The following is a 14,508-nucleotide window of genomic DNA, read 5'->3' on the forward strand; positions in this document are numbered from 1 at the left end:
CGATGATGATGGCGTTGCACATCTGGTCGATGGCGCACGGCGTGGCCTCGCTGTTTTCGCGTGGGGACGCCGCGCGACGAAAACTGCCGATGTCGCCGGATGAGCTGTTAGAGGCCGAGGTGCTGATCTATCTGCGGGGCCTCGGCTTCCCGACCGATCGCCGTCCGCCAGCCAAGAGCGCCGAGCCTCCGCCGGTGCCACCGGAGGCATCCTCCGGTTTAGGCGTGCCGCCCGGCGGCCCCTGGGGCAAGCCGAAATAAAGTTACGCGAATAATCACGCGGGCGTGTCAGGCGGCCTGCTTGACAAAATCGCGAGATGGTCTAGCTATGTAAATGTTATTTACATTCACAACGGCGCAGATGCCGTGATGGAGATGGGAAATGGCCTACACCGCTGATGTCAATCGATGGCGCGGCCCTTCGGATCAAAACTACGAGCGCCCCCGCATGCTCGATACGCCCTGGCATCCCGGCTGGATCGCCGTGACCATCCTCGGCTTCATCATCTGGTGGCCGATCGGACTTGCCCTTCTCTTTTTCACACTCGGGAGCAGAAGAATGTCGTGCTGGAGCCACCAGGATCGCTGGCAGAACAAGATGGAGCGGATGCAGTACAAGATGGATCGCATGCGTGGCCGCATGGAGCGCCGTGGCTTCGGCTTTGGCTTCGGCCCGCCGTCCTCCGGCAACCGTGCCTTCGACGAATACCGCTCTGAGACGCTGCAGCGCCTCGAGGAGGAGCAGGTCGAGTTCAGAAACTTCCTCGACCGTCTGCGTCACGCCAAGGACAAGGAAGAGTTCGACCAGTTCATGGCGCAGCACAAGACGCGTCCGACCCCGCCGCCGACCGATCAGCAGCAGGGCTGACCTTCAAGGCTGACACCTCTCAAAGCCTTCAGGCGCATGCCCCCAAAGTCCTGATGGCCCCGAACCGCCCGTCTGCACAACGCAGGCGGGCGGTTTGCTTTGGGACATCTGCTTCAATGTCCGCGCGCGGAAGAGAGATGGTCGGACTTCGGCCGCCATCCTCAGGCGAGATCAAGCTCCTGCACAACCGAAGGCCCGGCTGCCCGAAACTCAATCTCCTATTGCAACCAGAGGATGTTGTGCGTAATCTCGCGACGTTTCACTCGATGATATTTGGCTGAATATTCGGGAGTATTTTCGTGCGGATCGTAACGATCGTTCGGAAGGTAGCCCCTCGCTGCTATCCCAATTACCTCAAGGCCTTTGAAGACGGCGACGAAATCTTCGAGCGCTTCAAGATCAATACTCCGCTGCGCATCGCGCACTTCCTTGCTCAGGCCCTGTATGAGACGGGGCGCGGCACGGTTCTGTTCGAGAGCCTCAAATACAAAACCTCGGCGCGTCTTCTCGAGATTTTCGGCATCGGCCATCACAGCGCGGCGATCCGTCCCGACGAGGTCGATCAATATCTCAACAACGATCGCGCGTTGGCCGAGCGCGTCTACGGATTGGGGAATCCGAAGAAGGCGAAGGAGCTCGGCAATACCAAGCCCGGCGACGGATACAAATATCGCGGTGGTGGCCTGTTGCAGACGACGGGCGGAGCCAACTACTCGCGCATGGGCAAACTTGCAGGCGTGGACTTTTACGGCAATCCGGATCTGATTGTCGCACCCGAAGCGGCCCTCCTTCCTGCCCTTCACGAATGGAATGAGGGAGGCCTGAACGCTTATGCGGATCGAAACGATATCCGTACGATCACGCGGGTCATCAACGGTGGCTACAACGGCCTGAGCGGTCGCACCGAGCTCTTCGAGATCGTGTGGAGTGCAATAGGCAAGAGCGGCGCGAACCAGGTGGCCTGGAAAACCGCAACCTCGTCTGATGAAACGCGCGAGCTTCAGGAGGCCCTGAACGATCTCGGGGCTGAGCCGGCGCTTGTCGTGGATGGACGATATGGTCCCGCCACGGCGCAGGCGGTCGAGTGGTTTCAAGGCCACGCCAAGATACCGGTCGACGGAAATGCAGGCGTGGTCACGCAGGCGGCGTTGAATCTCCGCTTGAATGCCCGAACGGCTTCGGAGCGCCCCTAGAGCGCCTGTCGCCTTTTTGCGTGCGAGCTTCGCCGGGTTTCGAAGATGGATGTCTCGATATTGAGGGTCGAATTTTAGCGAGTCTGATTGCGCAAAAGGAAAATAGCATGACCGACGGCGAAAAGATGCTGAAGCTGGCCGAGTCCCGCATTGGCGAGAAATACGTCAACGTCTGCGTGCCAAAGAACAACAAGAACTGGCACGGTCCTTGGGACTGTGCGGAGTTCATGTCCTGGCTGGTGTATCAGGTCGGCGGAGTCCTATACGGGTGTGTCGACGACAACGGCAATCCTGCAACGGTCGAGGCCTACACGGGGGCCTGGAAGAGCGATTCACAGAAACTTGGAAAACGCGTTCCGTGGCGGCAGGCAGCGACAACGGTGGGAGGCATTCTCCTTCGCTATCCGCCCGGACCAGGCATGATGGGACACATCGTCGTGTGTGACGGCAAGGGCGGCACCGTGGAGGCGATGGGCACGGCCTATGGCGTTCGTCGCGGCAAGGTGTCGGGCCGAAATTGGGATACGGGCGTCTTTCTACCAAACTTTACGTATGGGGAGGCGGGTGAAGAACTCGACCTGGTTGGGCCGAGCCAGCTGTATGCGCTCGGGCAGCCGGACATGAAGGCGTCCGTCGTTCGAAATATTCAACGCGCCTTGAAAGAGCTGGGGTTCAATCCGGGGCCGATCAACGGTGAATACAACGACCTGACGGTGGCGGCGGTAGCGGCCTTTCAGGCGACCAAAGGACTCATTGTCGACGGACAGGTAGGGCCGCAGACGGCAAGACGGTTGAAGGTCGAACTCTAAGGCACGATCCGGAAAACTGCGCAGCAAATGCGGAACGCGTTTGTGCGGAGATCGTGCTTAGACAACAACCTGAAGCGCGATGACGATTCATCCTGATCGCATCGCGCTCCTGGACCGGCGCGGTTGTTTCACGCGCCGGCGCGGCTGTTCTTGGGGCCAGGCGGCCGCTTGAGCTGTGGTTCAGCGCGCCGTGGCGAGCTGCGCGCGAACCGAAGCCAGGAAGTGTTCGTAGGCGTGATCGACGATCTCGTTGAGCGATCGCGTTCGTGCGAACATCGCCTTGGCCTCGGCGAGAAACTCCTCGCGCGTCGGTATCTTTGGCAGATGCAGGTGTGTCAGCGCGTCGACGCCGTCATGTGCGCGATTGAGGATGTCGTGCAGCGTCGGCAGCTGCAGCTGGGCCGGGTCCGCCCGGTGCAGCGCCGATGAGATGGCGTGCGCCAGGGCCTGTGCATCGAACCGGCCGGCAAGCTGGTGGGCTGCCCGATTGATGACCCGGGCGCCGAGCGGCTGCTCGTTGCGCAGCACCTGTTCGGGCGGCGACTTCATGTTCCAGACGATTCCGAACCAGGACAGCATTTTCAGGACGTAATAGGTGACGTCGATCTCCCACCAGCGAAAGCCCTGTCGGACGCTGCTCTGGTAGGCGTGGTGATTGTTGTGCCAGCCCTCACCCAGGGTGAGCAGCGCCAGCAGCCAGTTGTTGCGGGAATCGTCGCCCGTCACGTAGCGCTTGCGTCCATGCACATGGGCGAGCGAGTTGATGCAGAAGGTCGCGTGATAGAGCAGCACCGTGCTCCACAGGAAGCCGACGACCAGACCCGACCATCCCGCAACCAGGAAGCAGAGCGCCGCGAGCACAACGGCCGGCAGCAGCTCGAGCCGATGCAGCCACATCAGCTCGGGATAGGCCGCGAGATCGCCGACTTTCACGAGATCGGTCCCGTCGTGCTGCCGATAGAAAATCCAGCCGAGATGGCTGTACAGGAAGCCGCGGTGACGCGGTGAATGCACGTCGTTCTCGGTGTCGGAATGCAGATGATGGTGCCGGTGCTTGGCCGCCCACCACAACACGCTCTTCTGCGAGGTGCTTTGCGCAAGGCACGCCAGGATGAACTGAAACACCCGGCTGGTTGCAAACGCCCGATGCGAGAAGTAGCGGTGGTAGCCCGCTCCGATTGCGAACATCCGCACGACATACAGCGAGACGCAGATCGCGACCGCTTGCCAGGTGACGCCTGACCAGATCGCCGCAAAGCATCCGAGATGGACCAACAGGAACGGCACCGCGGAGGGATACATGATGTCGTCGTGGTGGTCGTCGTCGGGCGCGTTAGGCGACATGTTTCAGCGTGACCTTTGGTAACGGGAATCCGGGATTGCAGCGGCAGCATCGAGGGCCGCCGGGTACGAAAAACCCGCGGATGGCGGACCACCGCGGGGGTTTGAACCAGCTGCTTTGCCTGGGATATCCCCGGCCAAAGCCGCATCGGCCGAAAGCTCAACTAACTATATGGTTGCGGATGCCCGGCACGCAAGCTCGTAGCCTCACGGGGAGCTGCGGCACGGTGCTCCGGTAGCGCCGTGCTGCTCGCGACGTGGTGTGCGGGGTGCCCGCCGGCTATATTTGAGACGTGAAGGAAGCCCCAAAACACGGGAGGCGGCGATGACAGCAGCGGTGACCGCGACGACCGATCGCCTCTGGCAGGAGATACGCGATGAGGCGCGGCGTGCGGTCGCATCCGATCACGTCTTCGGCAAGTCGCTTGCCGAAGCCGTTCTCGTCCATGACGGCTTTGCGGCGGCTCTGGCCGATCTCATCGGGCGCAGGCTTGGCGGCAGCGTCGCCGAGCAAACGCGTTTCACGGCCTTTTCGAGCGACGCCTTTCGCCACTCGCCGGAATTGGTCGAAGCGTCCGGGCGCGACTTGCTGGCCATCGTGCGCACCGATCCCGCCATCGCCAGCCTGTTGGCGCCGCTACTGCATTTCAAGGGCTATGTCGCGCTGCAAGCCTGGCGCGTCTCGAACTGGCTTTGGCATCATGATCATCGCGATGCAGCGCTGCTGTTTCAGAACGAGGCGTCGAACGTGTTGCAGGTCAGCATTCATCCGGCGGCCAGCATCGGCTCGTCCGTCTATCTCGACCACGCCACGGGCATCGTGATCGGCGCCAATGCCGTGATCGGCGACGAGGTCACCATCCTTCAGAATGTCAGCATCGGCCGCGGCAACGAGCTGCCGACGCGCTCGCCGCGCATCGGTCGCGGCGTCTTCATCGGCGCCGGGGCGACCATTTTGGGCGATATCCGGATCGGTGATTTCGCCAGGATCGGCGCCGACACGGTCGTGACCTCCGACGTTCCCGGTGGCTGTACCGCAGTCGGAAATCCCGCGCGGCTCACCAACTGTCCCGAACCGGCTTCGGCGGCCTGACACGCCTCGGAGGCGGCGTCGTGGTCCATGGCCCCTTCAGAAAACGTGGGCCCCTTAGAACCTGGTCGTAACGAGGTCCGACCAAGCCCCAACGGCGCCTTTTTCGCCTGCGCCGACGAGTACGAACATGACCATCGCCGAATACAAGGAGACCAGGCAGCGCGTCGCTCTGTTCGCGCGTGCCTCAGATCTGTTCGAACGGTTCGGATGCTGGCTGCCGCTCGCGGTTGCATTCCTCAATGGATGGCCGACGGAGGTCAAAACCTATCAGGAGTTCGTAGCCGGCGGTGCCTGGCACCTCTTTCTCAGCGGCGCCCTCTATCAACTCGCCGCCTTCGCGCTCAGGCGGGCGGTCTCATTTGCCGAAGCGGGTCTTGACCCGTGATCCTGCTGCGCGATTTCGCACTCTTCGGTCTGCCCGTGCTGATCGCCGCTGGCGGCTGGCTGTACGCGCTCAGCCTGCGCCGGCGGCGCCGCCCGTAAGGCGTGCGAGATCGCCAGTCTTCGGGAAATTGTCCGGGGAGCGTGGTTCCTCGGGCTGAACCCCGCACGCGGAACTCTCCTGCCCCGGACGCGGGCCGAGCCTTGTCCGTCACCTCCAACCGCCTGCGCCGCCTGCCTTTCCCGCAGCCAAATTCACCCCCGGTAACCTCGCATTAACCAACGGCGGGCTCTGGTAAGGGCGGACAGTCGCGCCCAAAGCGGAAAGCCGAGGCCCGTCAAGGCCCGGGGCCAAAGGCCCATAGTTTTGACATCTTGGCAGGGAATGCAGACGGCCGGCTTTGGACGAGCCCCTGCACCCCAGAAAGACAAGGCTTTGAGCGGGCTTGCCGGCCGCGCCGGTTCTAGCGCGGCTATTGGGGAACCGGCGGCCATTTGCTGGCCGGCACATCGGGTAACGATCGCCTTGAGAGGATACTGCTTATGAATCCGGCCGACGTGGCTCAGTCAGCCCTTCCGGTTGCCGCTTCCGCGGACGTGTCGCTGATCGCGCTGTTCTGGCAGGCTCACTGGATCGTGAAAGCGGTGATGCTGGGGCTCCTGGCTTGCTCCGTCTGGGTCTGGGCGATCGCCATCGACAAGATCTTCCTGTTCGCCCGTACCCGCCGCTCGATGGACCGTTTCGAGCAGGCATTCTGGTCCGGCGAATCGATCGAGGAACTCTATCGCACCCTCTCGGCCAAGCCGACGCACTCCATGGCCGCCTGTTTCGTCGCGGCGATGCGCGAATGGAAGCGCTCCTTCGAGAGCCACACCCGCTCGGTCGCAGGTCTTCAAATGCGCATCGACAAGGTGATGAACGTCTCGATCGCGCGTGAGGTCGAACGGCTGGAACGCCGGCTGCTGGTGCTCGCCACCGTCGGCTCCGCAGGCCCCTTCGTCGGGCTGTTCGGCACGGTCTGGGGCATCATGTCGAGCTTCCAGTCGATCGCGGCGTCGAAAAATACCTCTCTGGCGGTGGTGGCGCCGGGCATCGCGGAGGCGCTGTTTGCGACTGCCGTCGGCCTTATCGCCGCCATTCCTGCCACTATTTTCTACAATAAGTTCACCTCCGAGGTGAACCGGCAGGCCCAGCGGCTCGAAGGCTTCGCCGATGAATTTTCCGCCATCCTGTCGCGTCAGATCGACGAGCGGGGCTGACGGGCGGCATGTATAGTGTGAAGGGCAATTTGGGCACTCCATCATGGCGATGAACGTTGCGAGTTCGTCCGGAGGCGGCGGGCGCCGAGGCCGGCGCAAGCCCGTCGTGGCCGAGATCAACGTCACGCCGATGGTCGACGTGATGCTGGTGCTGCTCATCATCTTCATGGTGTCGGCGCCGATGCTGACCGTCGGCGTGCCGCTCGACCTGCCGCAGACCCAGGCCAAGAGCCTCGAAAATAACGACCAGAAGCCGATCCAGATGTCGGTCGACATCAAGGGCAAGGTCTTCATCAACGACGCCGAGATCGCGATCAACGAACTGGTGCCCAAGCTGAAGGCGATCACGGACGCCCGCGGCGGCCTCGAGGAGCGCATCTATTTGCGTGCCGACAAGAAGGCGGATTACGGCACGGTGGCCAAGGTGATGGGTCTGTTGTCCGGCGCCGGATTCAAGAAGCTTGCCCTCGTCACGGAAGCGGATCAGGGGTAAGCCGTGAAGGTGAACGTCGACAAGACACTCGTTGCGTCGATTGCCCTCCACGTCCTCGTGCTGGGATGGGGGCTCGTCACCTTCAGCAGCAAGGCCTATGTCGCGCCAGAAGAGTCGCTCCCGATCGACATCATCTCCAGTGATCAGCTCGCCAAGATGATGGCGGGGCAGAAGACCGGCAAGAAGGAAGAGCCGAAGCCGAAGGTCGAGAAGATCGCGGAAGCGAAGCCCGAGGAAGACGCCGTCGGCAAGGTCACCGAGAAGAAAGAGCTGATCAAGACCAACTCGCAGCCGGAGCCGCCGCCAAAGCCGGTCGAGAAGCCGGTCGAGAAGAAGCCCGAGCCGCCCAAGCCCGTGACTGAAGCGAAGCCGAAGGAAGAGCCGAAGCCGCAGGAAAAGAAGCCTGATCCGGCCAAGGAAGATCCGATCGCCGAGCTCCAGAAGAAGCTGGAGACGAAGAAGCCGCCGCCGAAGCCGGTGGAGCAGAAGGTTGCGGCCGTGCAGCCGCAGCAGCAGCCGAAGCCCAAGGAGCGCACCTTCGATCCCGCGCAGATCCAGCGCGACCTCGACAAGCGCACCGCGACCCGGCACGAACTTACTGGCTCCGCTCTGAATGCGTCGGCCGCGCTGGGATCGGCGACCGGCGCGGCGGCGAATAACGTCGCGACTTGGCGTGGTGCATTCCAGGGCGCGGTCAAGCGCTGCTTCACGCCCACCTATAATGGGCAGGATGCCGATCAGTACGAGGCCGACATCGACATTCCCATGAAGATCGATGGATCGCTGGCCTCCGAGCCGATTGTCGTCGCGGTGCGAGGACCGTCGCGGTCGATCGCGCAGGCGGTGGCGGAGAGCGCCAAGCGCGCCATCGTGCAGTGTCAGGTCTACTCGTTCATGCCGAAGCAGCAGTACGAGAGCTGGAAGCTCATTCCCATGACTTTCGGCCTGAAAGATATGTTGTGACATCCGAACAAAAGAATTTTGCAATGAATGACGTCCGATCGATGAACCGCCGCCGCTTCATGACCCTGACCGGATCGACGCTCGCGATGCTCGGGAGCGGACGCGCCCTCGCTCAAGGCCCTGAGGGCCGCCTCCGCATCGATCCGACGGCATTCCAGCCGATCCCGATCGCGATCACCAACTTCCTGCCGGGCTCACCGTCCGACGGCGACGTCGGCAACGGCGTCACGCAGGTCATCACCAACAATCTGAAGCGCTCGGGCCTGTTCGCGCCGATCGACCAGGCCGCCTTCATCGAGCGCATCAGCAACATGGACGTCGCGCCGCAATTCCAGAACTGGAAGACGCTCAACGCGCAGGCCCTCGTCACCGGCCGTATGACGCGGCAGCCGGACGGCAGGCTCAAGGCTGAATTCCGCCTGTGGGACGTGGTCTCCGGCCAACAGCTCGCCGGCCAGCAATATTTCACCTCGCCGGAATATTGGCGCCGCATCGCCCACATCATCTCCGACCAGATCTATGAGCGGATGACCGGCGAGAAGGGCTATTTCGACAGCCGCGTGGTGTTCGTGGACGAAAGCGGCCCGAAGGAGCGCCGCGTCAAGCGGCTCGCGATGATGGACCAGGACGGCGCCAATGTGCGCTACCTGACCCGCGGATCCGACCTCGTGCTGACGCCGCGCTTCTCGCCGAACTCGCAAGAGATCACCTATATGGAGTTCGGCCAGGGCGATCCGAAGGTCTATCTCTTCAACATCGAGACCGGCCAGCGCGAGATCGTCGGCAACTTCCCGGGCATGACCTTTGCGCCGCGCTTCTCGCCGGATGGCCAGCGTGTCATCATGAGCCTGCAGCAAGGCGGCAATTCCAACCTGTTCGTGATGGATTTGCGCTCGCGCTCGACCACGCGCCTCACCGACACGCCGGCGATCGACACGTCTCCGTCTTACTCGCCGGACGGCGCCCGCATCTGCTTCGAATCCGATCGCGGCGGCAGGTCGCAGATCTACGTGATGGCCGCAGGCGGCGGACAGGCGCAGCGGATCTCCTTCTCCAAGGACGACACCAACGCCAGCTACTCGACGCCGGTGTGGTCGCCGAAGGGTGATTACATCGCCTTCACCAGACAGGGGGGCGGACAATTCGCGATCGGCGTCATGAAGCCCGATGGCAGCGGCGAGCGGCTGCTCACCTCCGGCTTCCACAATGAAGGCCCGACCTTCTCGCCGAACGGCCGCGTCCTGATGTTCTTCCGCGATCCCGGCGGTAACGGCGGCCCCTCGCTGTACAGCGTCGACATTTCGGGACGCAACGAGCTGAAGGTGCCGACGCCGGGCTTCGCCTCCGACCCGGCATGGTCGCCGCTATTGTCCTCGACCGCGGGCCAATAAATCCCGCGCTCGCAACGTGCGATGTTGTCGAAAAAAATGCACAGATTTTTCGGGTTTGGGGAGGAAAGCAAGCTTTCCTTCACCTTGATCCCGGCAAGGCTTGCCTAGTTGATTGAAATATCAACAGAAACAGGTTCGTCATTGCCGAAAAACAACTCGACTTTAACGATGTTCCCTCAGAAAGACTTCACTAGGGCTGGGTAAAAGTACGCTCCAAACAGGACGCGTAACAAGCCAATGCAACTGGCCGACCAGAAGCAGAGTGATCGAGACGAGCTGGAGCCGATACTCTACGCCGCTCTCATCAACTCCATGGTGCAGAATTTCTGGGCGATCTTCCTCGGCTCGGCCTCCGCGGCCGTGGCCGCGGTGATGACTGCGTTGAAGACGGGCGACGTCTGGCTGTGGCCGCTCGCGTTCCTGCTGATCGCCATCGGCACCGCACGTGCATTCCAGATGCGCGGATACGAAAACCGCACCCAGCCGCTGTCGTTCGAAGAGGCCAAGCACCTGGAGCCGCGTTACTGGATCGGCGCGCTGAGCTATGCGGCGGTGCTCGGTGTGTGGGCTTTCGTCGTCATCTACAACAACAACGATCCGGTCGCCGATATGCTCTGTGTCGCCATCGGCATCGGCTACACCGCGGGCGGCGCCGCCCGCAATTACGGACAGCCCCGGGTGATCCAGTGGCACGTCGCGCTGGCCTGCGGTCCGATGTCGCTCGCCTTGCTGCTGCACGGCGGATTCTACCACATCGGACTTGCCATCCTGCTCGTGTTCTTCTTCATCGGGCTCAAGAACATCAACCTCAGCCTGCACGCGATCTTCGTCAAGGCGTTGACCTCGAGTTTCCGCGAATCCGCGCTGGCGAGCCAGTTCGACACCGCGCTCAACAACATGCCGCACGGCCTGTGCATGTTTCGCGCCGATGGCCGCCTTGCAGTGATGAACCACCGCTTCGGCGAGCTGATGAGCTTGCCCGAGGACCTCGTCAAGCGCGGCGCCACTGCCGCCGATATCGTGGCGGCCTGCGTTTCCGCCGGGTCGATCTCGGCGGAGAGCGGCGACCAGATCCTGGCCGAGATCGAGCATGCGCGGGTCTGCGAGATCGTCACCGCCGATCCGGATTCCTCGCGCGGCCGCACGCTGGCCTGGACGTTCCAGCCGATGACCGGCGGTGGCATGGTGCTGCTGCTGGAAGACATCACCGAACGCACCAATGCGGAAGCCCGCATCAGCCATCTGGCCCGTTACGACGAGCTCACGGCGCTGCCCAACCGGGTCAGCTTCCACGACGAGATCGAGCGGCTGCTGAAGAATTCGCATCATGCCGAGCGCCTCTCCGCGCTGCTCTTCGTCGACCTCGATCAGTTCAAGCAGGTCAACGACACGCTCGGTCATCCCTGCGGCGACCAGCTGTTGTGTGCCGTCGCCAACCGTCTGCGCGAGATGCTGCGCCCCGAAGATTTCGTCGCCCGCTTCGGCGGCGACGAGTTCGTCGTGTTCCAGCAGAACATCTCTTCGCCCGAGGACGCCGCCGCGCTTGCCCGCCGTATCGTCGAACGGCTCAGCGAGCGCTACCGCATCGACAATCACCTGGTCGAGATCGGCGCCAGCGTGGGCATCGCGCTGACCTCGCCGGAGGGCGCCAGTGCCGACACCCTGCTCAAGAACGCCGACATGGCGCTGTATCGCGCCAAGGCGGACGGCCGCGGCACCTTCTGCTTCTTCCGCGACGAGATGGCGGCGACCGTCGAGGCGCGCCGCATCCTCGAGCTCGATCTGCGCAAGGCGCTCGCCAACGAGGAGTTCGAGCTGTTCTATCAGCCGCTGGTCAATCTGAAGTCCGGCAAGATCACCACCTGCGAGGCGCTGCTGCGCTGGAATCATCCCGTGCGCGGCACGGTCTCGCCGGTGGACATCATTCCGGTCGCCGAGGACATGGGCCTGATCGTCGATCTCGGCCGCTGGATCCTGCGCCGCGCCTGCATGGAATGCATGAAGTGGCCTGATGGCGTCAGCGTCGCCGTCAACTTCTCGCCGCAGCAATTCCACCAGCGCGACGTGCTGAGTGAAATCCGCTACGCGCTCGAAGTGTCGGGCCTACCGGCGCATCGGCTGGAGATCGAGATCACCGAGTCCTCGCTGCTGCGCAACACCCAGCTCACCCACGACATCCTGTCGCAATTGCACGCGCTGGGCGTGCGCATCTCGCTCGACGATTTCGGCACCGGCTATTCCAGCCTCAGCTATCTGCACAATTTCCCGATGCAGAAGGTGAAGATCGACCGCTCGTTCCTCGAGGGGATCGACACCGACCGCCCGCTGACGCTGCTGCGCGGCGTGGCGCGGCTATCCGCCGATCTCGGCATGGCCGTCGTGGTCGAGGGCATCGAGACCAACGAGCAGCTCGATCTGATCAGCGCCGACGGCACCGTCTCCGAGGCGCAAGGCTATCTGTTCAGCCGCCCGGTGCCTGCCGTGCGGATGCGCCAGCTGCTCAACGCCTCGCATGGACGGCGCGGCGAAGGCCAGCTTCAGGTGGTCGGCTTCGCGTAAGTCCATTTCCCGAAACGTCCCATCATTTCAGAATGTTGCAGGGGCACCGTAGTGCTACGGTGATTAACCCTAACCGTTCGATTGCTTTGCATACTTGTTAAGGAGGTGTTAATAAATCAACTCGCCCGCGCAAGTTGTCTTGCAGGAAGTTGGCTTTGGATGCCGCAGGCGTGAGTGTGGGTAAGGAGTTGGAATGCAGTCCTCAGCCAGATCTGTCATTTCGGCTGTTGGACGGGGAGCGGAGCTTCTGACCGACGTCGATTATCATCTTGCGGAAACCGTCGCGGAGAAGGAGGAGATCTACAATCTCCGCTACCGCGCCTATCTGCGGGAAGGCGCCGTCAAGCCCTCGGCGGAGGCGCGGGTCACCGACCGCTACGACGAGCTGCCGAACGCGTGGACCTTCGGCGTCTATCTCCATGGCGAGCTCTGCAGCTCGGTGCGCATCAGCGTGCTGACGTCGGAATGGCGTGAATCCACCTCGGCCGACGTCTTCCCGGACGTCCTGTTGCCGCGGCTCGATCGCGGCGAGGTCATGATCGACCCGACCCGCTTCGTCGCCGATCCCGACCAGGTCAAGCGCGTTCCGGAATTGCCCTATCTGACGACCCGTCTCGCCTACATGGCCTGCGAGCATTTCAGTGCTGATCTCGGCCTTGCCATCGTGCGTCCCGAGCATCAGGCCTTCTACCGGCGCGTGTTCCTGCACGAGACCATCGCCGAGCCGCGGCTGGTTCCGGGCCTCACCAAGCCGTTCGGATTGATGGCGGCGGACTTCCCGACCTTCCGCAAGAAGGTGTTCGAGCGCTATCCGATCATGCGGTCGACCGCCTTCGAACGGCGGATGCTGTTCGGGCGCGGTGGCCAGCGCCAGGTGCCGCAGCGGCCGGTGCTGGTGGCGGACGCCGTGCACGCCTGAGTCCGCGCCGGCCCGCCTTGGATCCTGACCTGCTTCGGGCTTGGACCTGGAGTGTTGAGCCGGACTTGGCCCTTTCGCCCGCCGCACATCAAGGACCTGGGCCCGGAATTCCGGCGAAAGGCGGCGTTTTTGCCGGCTGGCGCGGCTTGCCTTCACCCTCGCGCCACATTTACAACCCATTAACCATGACGGGTGCTTTTCGCTGGTTGGGGGCATTTGATCGGCTGAGGCAAGGTTCCGTCAAGGTTGACGGAACGTTCGCTTAACCAACCCCCTGTAGACCGGACAGCAGTGGACTAACGTGAGCGTGGAGGCTCCGGAATGAAACATCCTATGCGTATCCTCCAGGGATTGAAGCTGGTCGCGGTGCTCGCCGTCGCGCTGTCGATGGGTGCCTGCGCCAACAAGAATGCTGCGACGGATGCGATGGCCAATGCGGCAACGCCTGGCAGTCAGCAGGATTTCGTGGTGAACGTGGGTGACCGCGTGTTCTTCGAAAGCGACCAGACCGATCTGACCCCGCAGGCGATCGTGACCCTGGAGAAGCAGGCGCAGTGGCTGCAGACCTATCCGCGCTACAGCTTCACCGTCGAAGGTCATGCCGACGAGCGCGGCACCCGCGAATACAACATCGCGCTCGGCGCGCGGAGAGCCCAGTCGGTGCGTTCGTTCCTCGCCTCGCGCGGCATCGATCCGAACCGCATGCGCACGATCTCCTACGGCAAGGAGCGGCCGGTCGCAGTCTGTAACGACATCTCCTGCTGGTCGCAGAACCGTCGCGCCGTCACCGTGCTGAACGCGAGTTCCTGACGCCGAGATACTGACACTCAGTCAGGCGCCGTTCATCTTCAGAAACCGATTATGCCGGCGCCCTCTCGGGCGCCGGTTTCGTTTCAGCAATCCGTGACGGAAACCCCGTGGTGCCAGTCACAGTTTTGGCGTACTCCCCTTCAATGTGTGGCGCGTCGACTGTTCCGTCGCAGGCCCATTTCGCTTTCGTCGTCAGGACAAGATGTCATCCAGATTTAAGGTCTTTACCGGCACCGTGGCGATGGCCACGCTGCTCTCCTTCGGCTCGCCCGCACTCGCGCAGTCGGACGATGATCCCGAGATGCGGATCGAGCGGCTGGAGAACCAGCTGCGCCAGCTCACCGGCCGGAACGAGGAGCTGCAATACCGCAACCGCCAGCTCGAAGAGCGGCTGCGGGCGCTCGAAGGCGGCGCGCAAGCTGCGCCGGG

At 62.8% G+C, this 14,508-nt stretch carries 13 protein-coding genes and 2 pseudogenes; 14 read left to right on the plus strand and 1 reads right to left on the minus strand.

Annotation, left to right across the window (positions count from 1 at the left end):
• The 4 genes and pseudogenes from MOV75_RS09600 to MOV75_RS09615 form a co-directional block, all read left to right on the plus strand.
• A pseudogene (locus MOV75_RS09600) lies at window positions 1-260 on the plus strand (TetR/AcrR family transcriptional regulator); the annotation flags it as partial.
• Between the two features lie 121 nt (window positions 261-381).
• Window positions 382-867 (plus strand): DUF2852 domain-containing protein, encoded by a 486-nt coding sequence (locus MOV75_RS09605; RefSeq protein ID WP_246923664.1) that lies wholly within the window; start codon window positions 382-384, stop codon window positions 865-867.
• A 299-nt stretch (window positions 868-1,166) separates the two neighbouring features.
• Window positions 1,167-2,060 (plus strand): peptidoglycan-binding protein, encoded by an 894-nt coding sequence (locus MOV75_RS42655; RefSeq protein WP_246923668.1) that lies wholly within the window; start codon window positions 1,167-1,169, stop codon window positions 2,058-2,060.
• Window positions 2,061-2,167: 107 nt separating this feature from the next.
• Complete coding sequence (locus MOV75_RS09615; protein WP_246923672.1) at window positions 2,168-2,869, plus strand: peptidoglycan-binding protein; 702 nt, start codon at window positions 2,168-2,170, stop codon at window positions 2,867-2,869.
• 180 nt (window positions 2,870-3,049) lie between these two features.
• On the opposite strand, the gene MOV75_RS09620 is transcribed toward MOV75_RS09615, so the two are convergent.
• A complete protein-coding gene (locus MOV75_RS09620; protein ID WP_246923677.1) occupies window positions 3,050-4,213 on the minus strand; it encodes an acyl-CoA desaturase in 1,164 nt (387 codons plus the stop codon).
• A gap of 322 nt (window positions 4,214-4,535) precedes the next feature.
• Here MOV75_RS09620 and MOV75_RS09625 point away from each other — a divergent pair, with 322 nt between their 5' ends.
• The 10 genes and pseudogenes from MOV75_RS09625 to MOV75_RS09670 form a co-directional block, all read left to right on the plus strand.
• The gene (locus MOV75_RS09625; RefSeq protein ID WP_246923680.1) at window positions 4,536-5,303 is read left to right on the plus strand and encodes a serine acetyltransferase; all 768 of its coding nucleotides are present in this window, start codon (window positions 4,536-4,538) and stop codon (window positions 5,301-5,303) included.
• 127 nt (window positions 5,304-5,430) lie between these two features.
• Window positions 5,431-5,688 (plus strand): hypothetical protein, encoded by a 258-nt coding sequence (locus tag MOV75_RS09630; protein ID WP_246923683.1) that lies wholly within the window; start codon window positions 5,431-5,433, stop codon window positions 5,686-5,688.
• Between the two features lie 539 nt (window positions 5,689-6,227).
• A complete protein-coding gene (gene tolQ / locus MOV75_RS09635) occupies window positions 6,228-6,944 on the plus strand; it encodes a protein TolQ (RefSeq protein ID WP_246923686.1) in 717 nt (238 codons plus the stop codon).
• A gap of 43 nt (window positions 6,945-6,987) precedes the next feature.
• Window positions 6,988-7,437, plus strand: a complete 450-nt coding sequence (gene tolR, locus MOV75_RS09640; RefSeq protein ID WP_246923690.1) for a protein TolR — start codon at window positions 6,988-6,990, stop codon at window positions 7,435-7,437.
• Between the two features lie 3 nt (window positions 7,438-7,440).
• A complete protein-coding gene (locus MOV75_RS09645; protein WP_246923693.1) occupies window positions 7,441-8,400 on the plus strand; it encodes a protein TolA in 960 nt (319 codons plus the stop codon).
• A 23-nt stretch (window positions 8,401-8,423) separates the two neighbouring features.
• Window positions 8,424-9,791 carry a Tol-Pal system beta propeller repeat protein TolB gene (gene tolB, locus MOV75_RS09650; RefSeq protein WP_246923698.1) on the plus strand — a complete coding sequence of 456 codons (1,368 nt, stop codon included), beginning with the start codon at window positions 8,424-8,426 and terminating at the stop codon, window positions 9,789-9,791.
• A 237-nt stretch (window positions 9,792-10,028) separates the two neighbouring features.
• Window positions 10,029-12,350 (plus strand): bifunctional diguanylate cyclase/phosphodiesterase, encoded by a 2,322-nt coding sequence (locus MOV75_RS09655; protein ID WP_246923701.1) that lies wholly within the window; start codon window positions 10,029-10,031, stop codon window positions 12,348-12,350.
• A gap of 193 nt (window positions 12,351-12,543) precedes the next feature.
• Window positions 12,544-13,269: a hypothetical protein gene (locus MOV75_RS09660; protein WP_246923705.1), complete on the plus strand. Its 726-nt coding sequence runs from the start codon at window positions 12,544-12,546 to the stop codon at window positions 13,267-13,269.
• Between the two features lie 321 nt (window positions 13,270-13,590).
• A complete protein-coding gene (pal, locus tag MOV75_RS09665; RefSeq protein WP_018317777.1) occupies window positions 13,591-14,079 on the plus strand; it encodes a peptidoglycan-associated lipoprotein Pal in 489 nt (162 codons plus the stop codon).
• Window positions 14,080-14,281: 202 nt separating this feature from the next.
• Window positions 14,282-14,508: pseudogene (locus tag MOV75_RS09670) on the plus strand (V-type ATPase subunit a family protein); the annotation flags it as partial.

Source organism: Bradyrhizobium sp. PRIMUS42, from assembly GCF_023006515.1.
Lineage (GTDB): Bacteria > Pseudomonadota > Alphaproteobacteria > Rhizobiales > Xanthobacteraceae > Bradyrhizobium.

Coding starts and splice junctions, on each gene's coding strand:
- tolR (WP_246923690.1), top strand. CDS start 6,988: ATGGCGATGAACGTTGCGAGTTCGTCCGGAGGCGGCGGGCGCCGAGGC.
- MOV75_RS09660 (WP_246923705.1), top strand. CDS start 12,544: ATGCAGTCCTCAGCCAGATCTGTCATTTCGGCTGTTGGACGGGGAGCG.
- tolQ (WP_246923686.1), top strand. CDS start 6,228: ATGAATCCGGCCGACGTGGCTCAGTCAGCCCTTCCGGTTGCCGCTTCC.
- MOV75_RS09630 (WP_246923683.1), top strand. CDS start 5,431: ATGACCATCGCCGAATACAAGGAGACCAGGCAGCGCGTCGCTCTGTTC.
- MOV75_RS09620 (WP_246923677.1), bottom strand. CDS start 4,213: ATGTCGCCTAACGCGCCCGACGACGACCACCACGACGACATCATGTAT.
- MOV75_RS09615 (WP_246923672.1), top strand. CDS start 2,168: ATGACCGACGGCGAAAAGATGCTGAAGCTGGCCGAGTCCCGCATTGGC.
- MOV75_RS09605 (WP_246923664.1), top strand. CDS start 382: ATGGCCTACACCGCTGATGTCAATCGATGGCGCGGCCCTTCGGATCAA.
- MOV75_RS09655 (WP_246923701.1), top strand. CDS start 10,029: ATGCAACTGGCCGACCAGAAGCAGAGTGATCGAGACGAGCTGGAGCCG.
- tolB (WP_246923698.1), top strand. CDS start 8,424: ATGAATGACGTCCGATCGATGAACCGCCGCCGCTTCATGACCCTGACC.
- MOV75_RS09625 (WP_246923680.1), top strand. CDS start 4,536: ATGACAGCAGCGGTGACCGCGACGACCGATCGCCTCTGGCAGGAGATA.
- pal (WP_018317777.1), top strand. CDS start 13,591: ATGAAACATCCTATGCGTATCCTCCAGGGATTGAAGCTGGTCGCGGTG.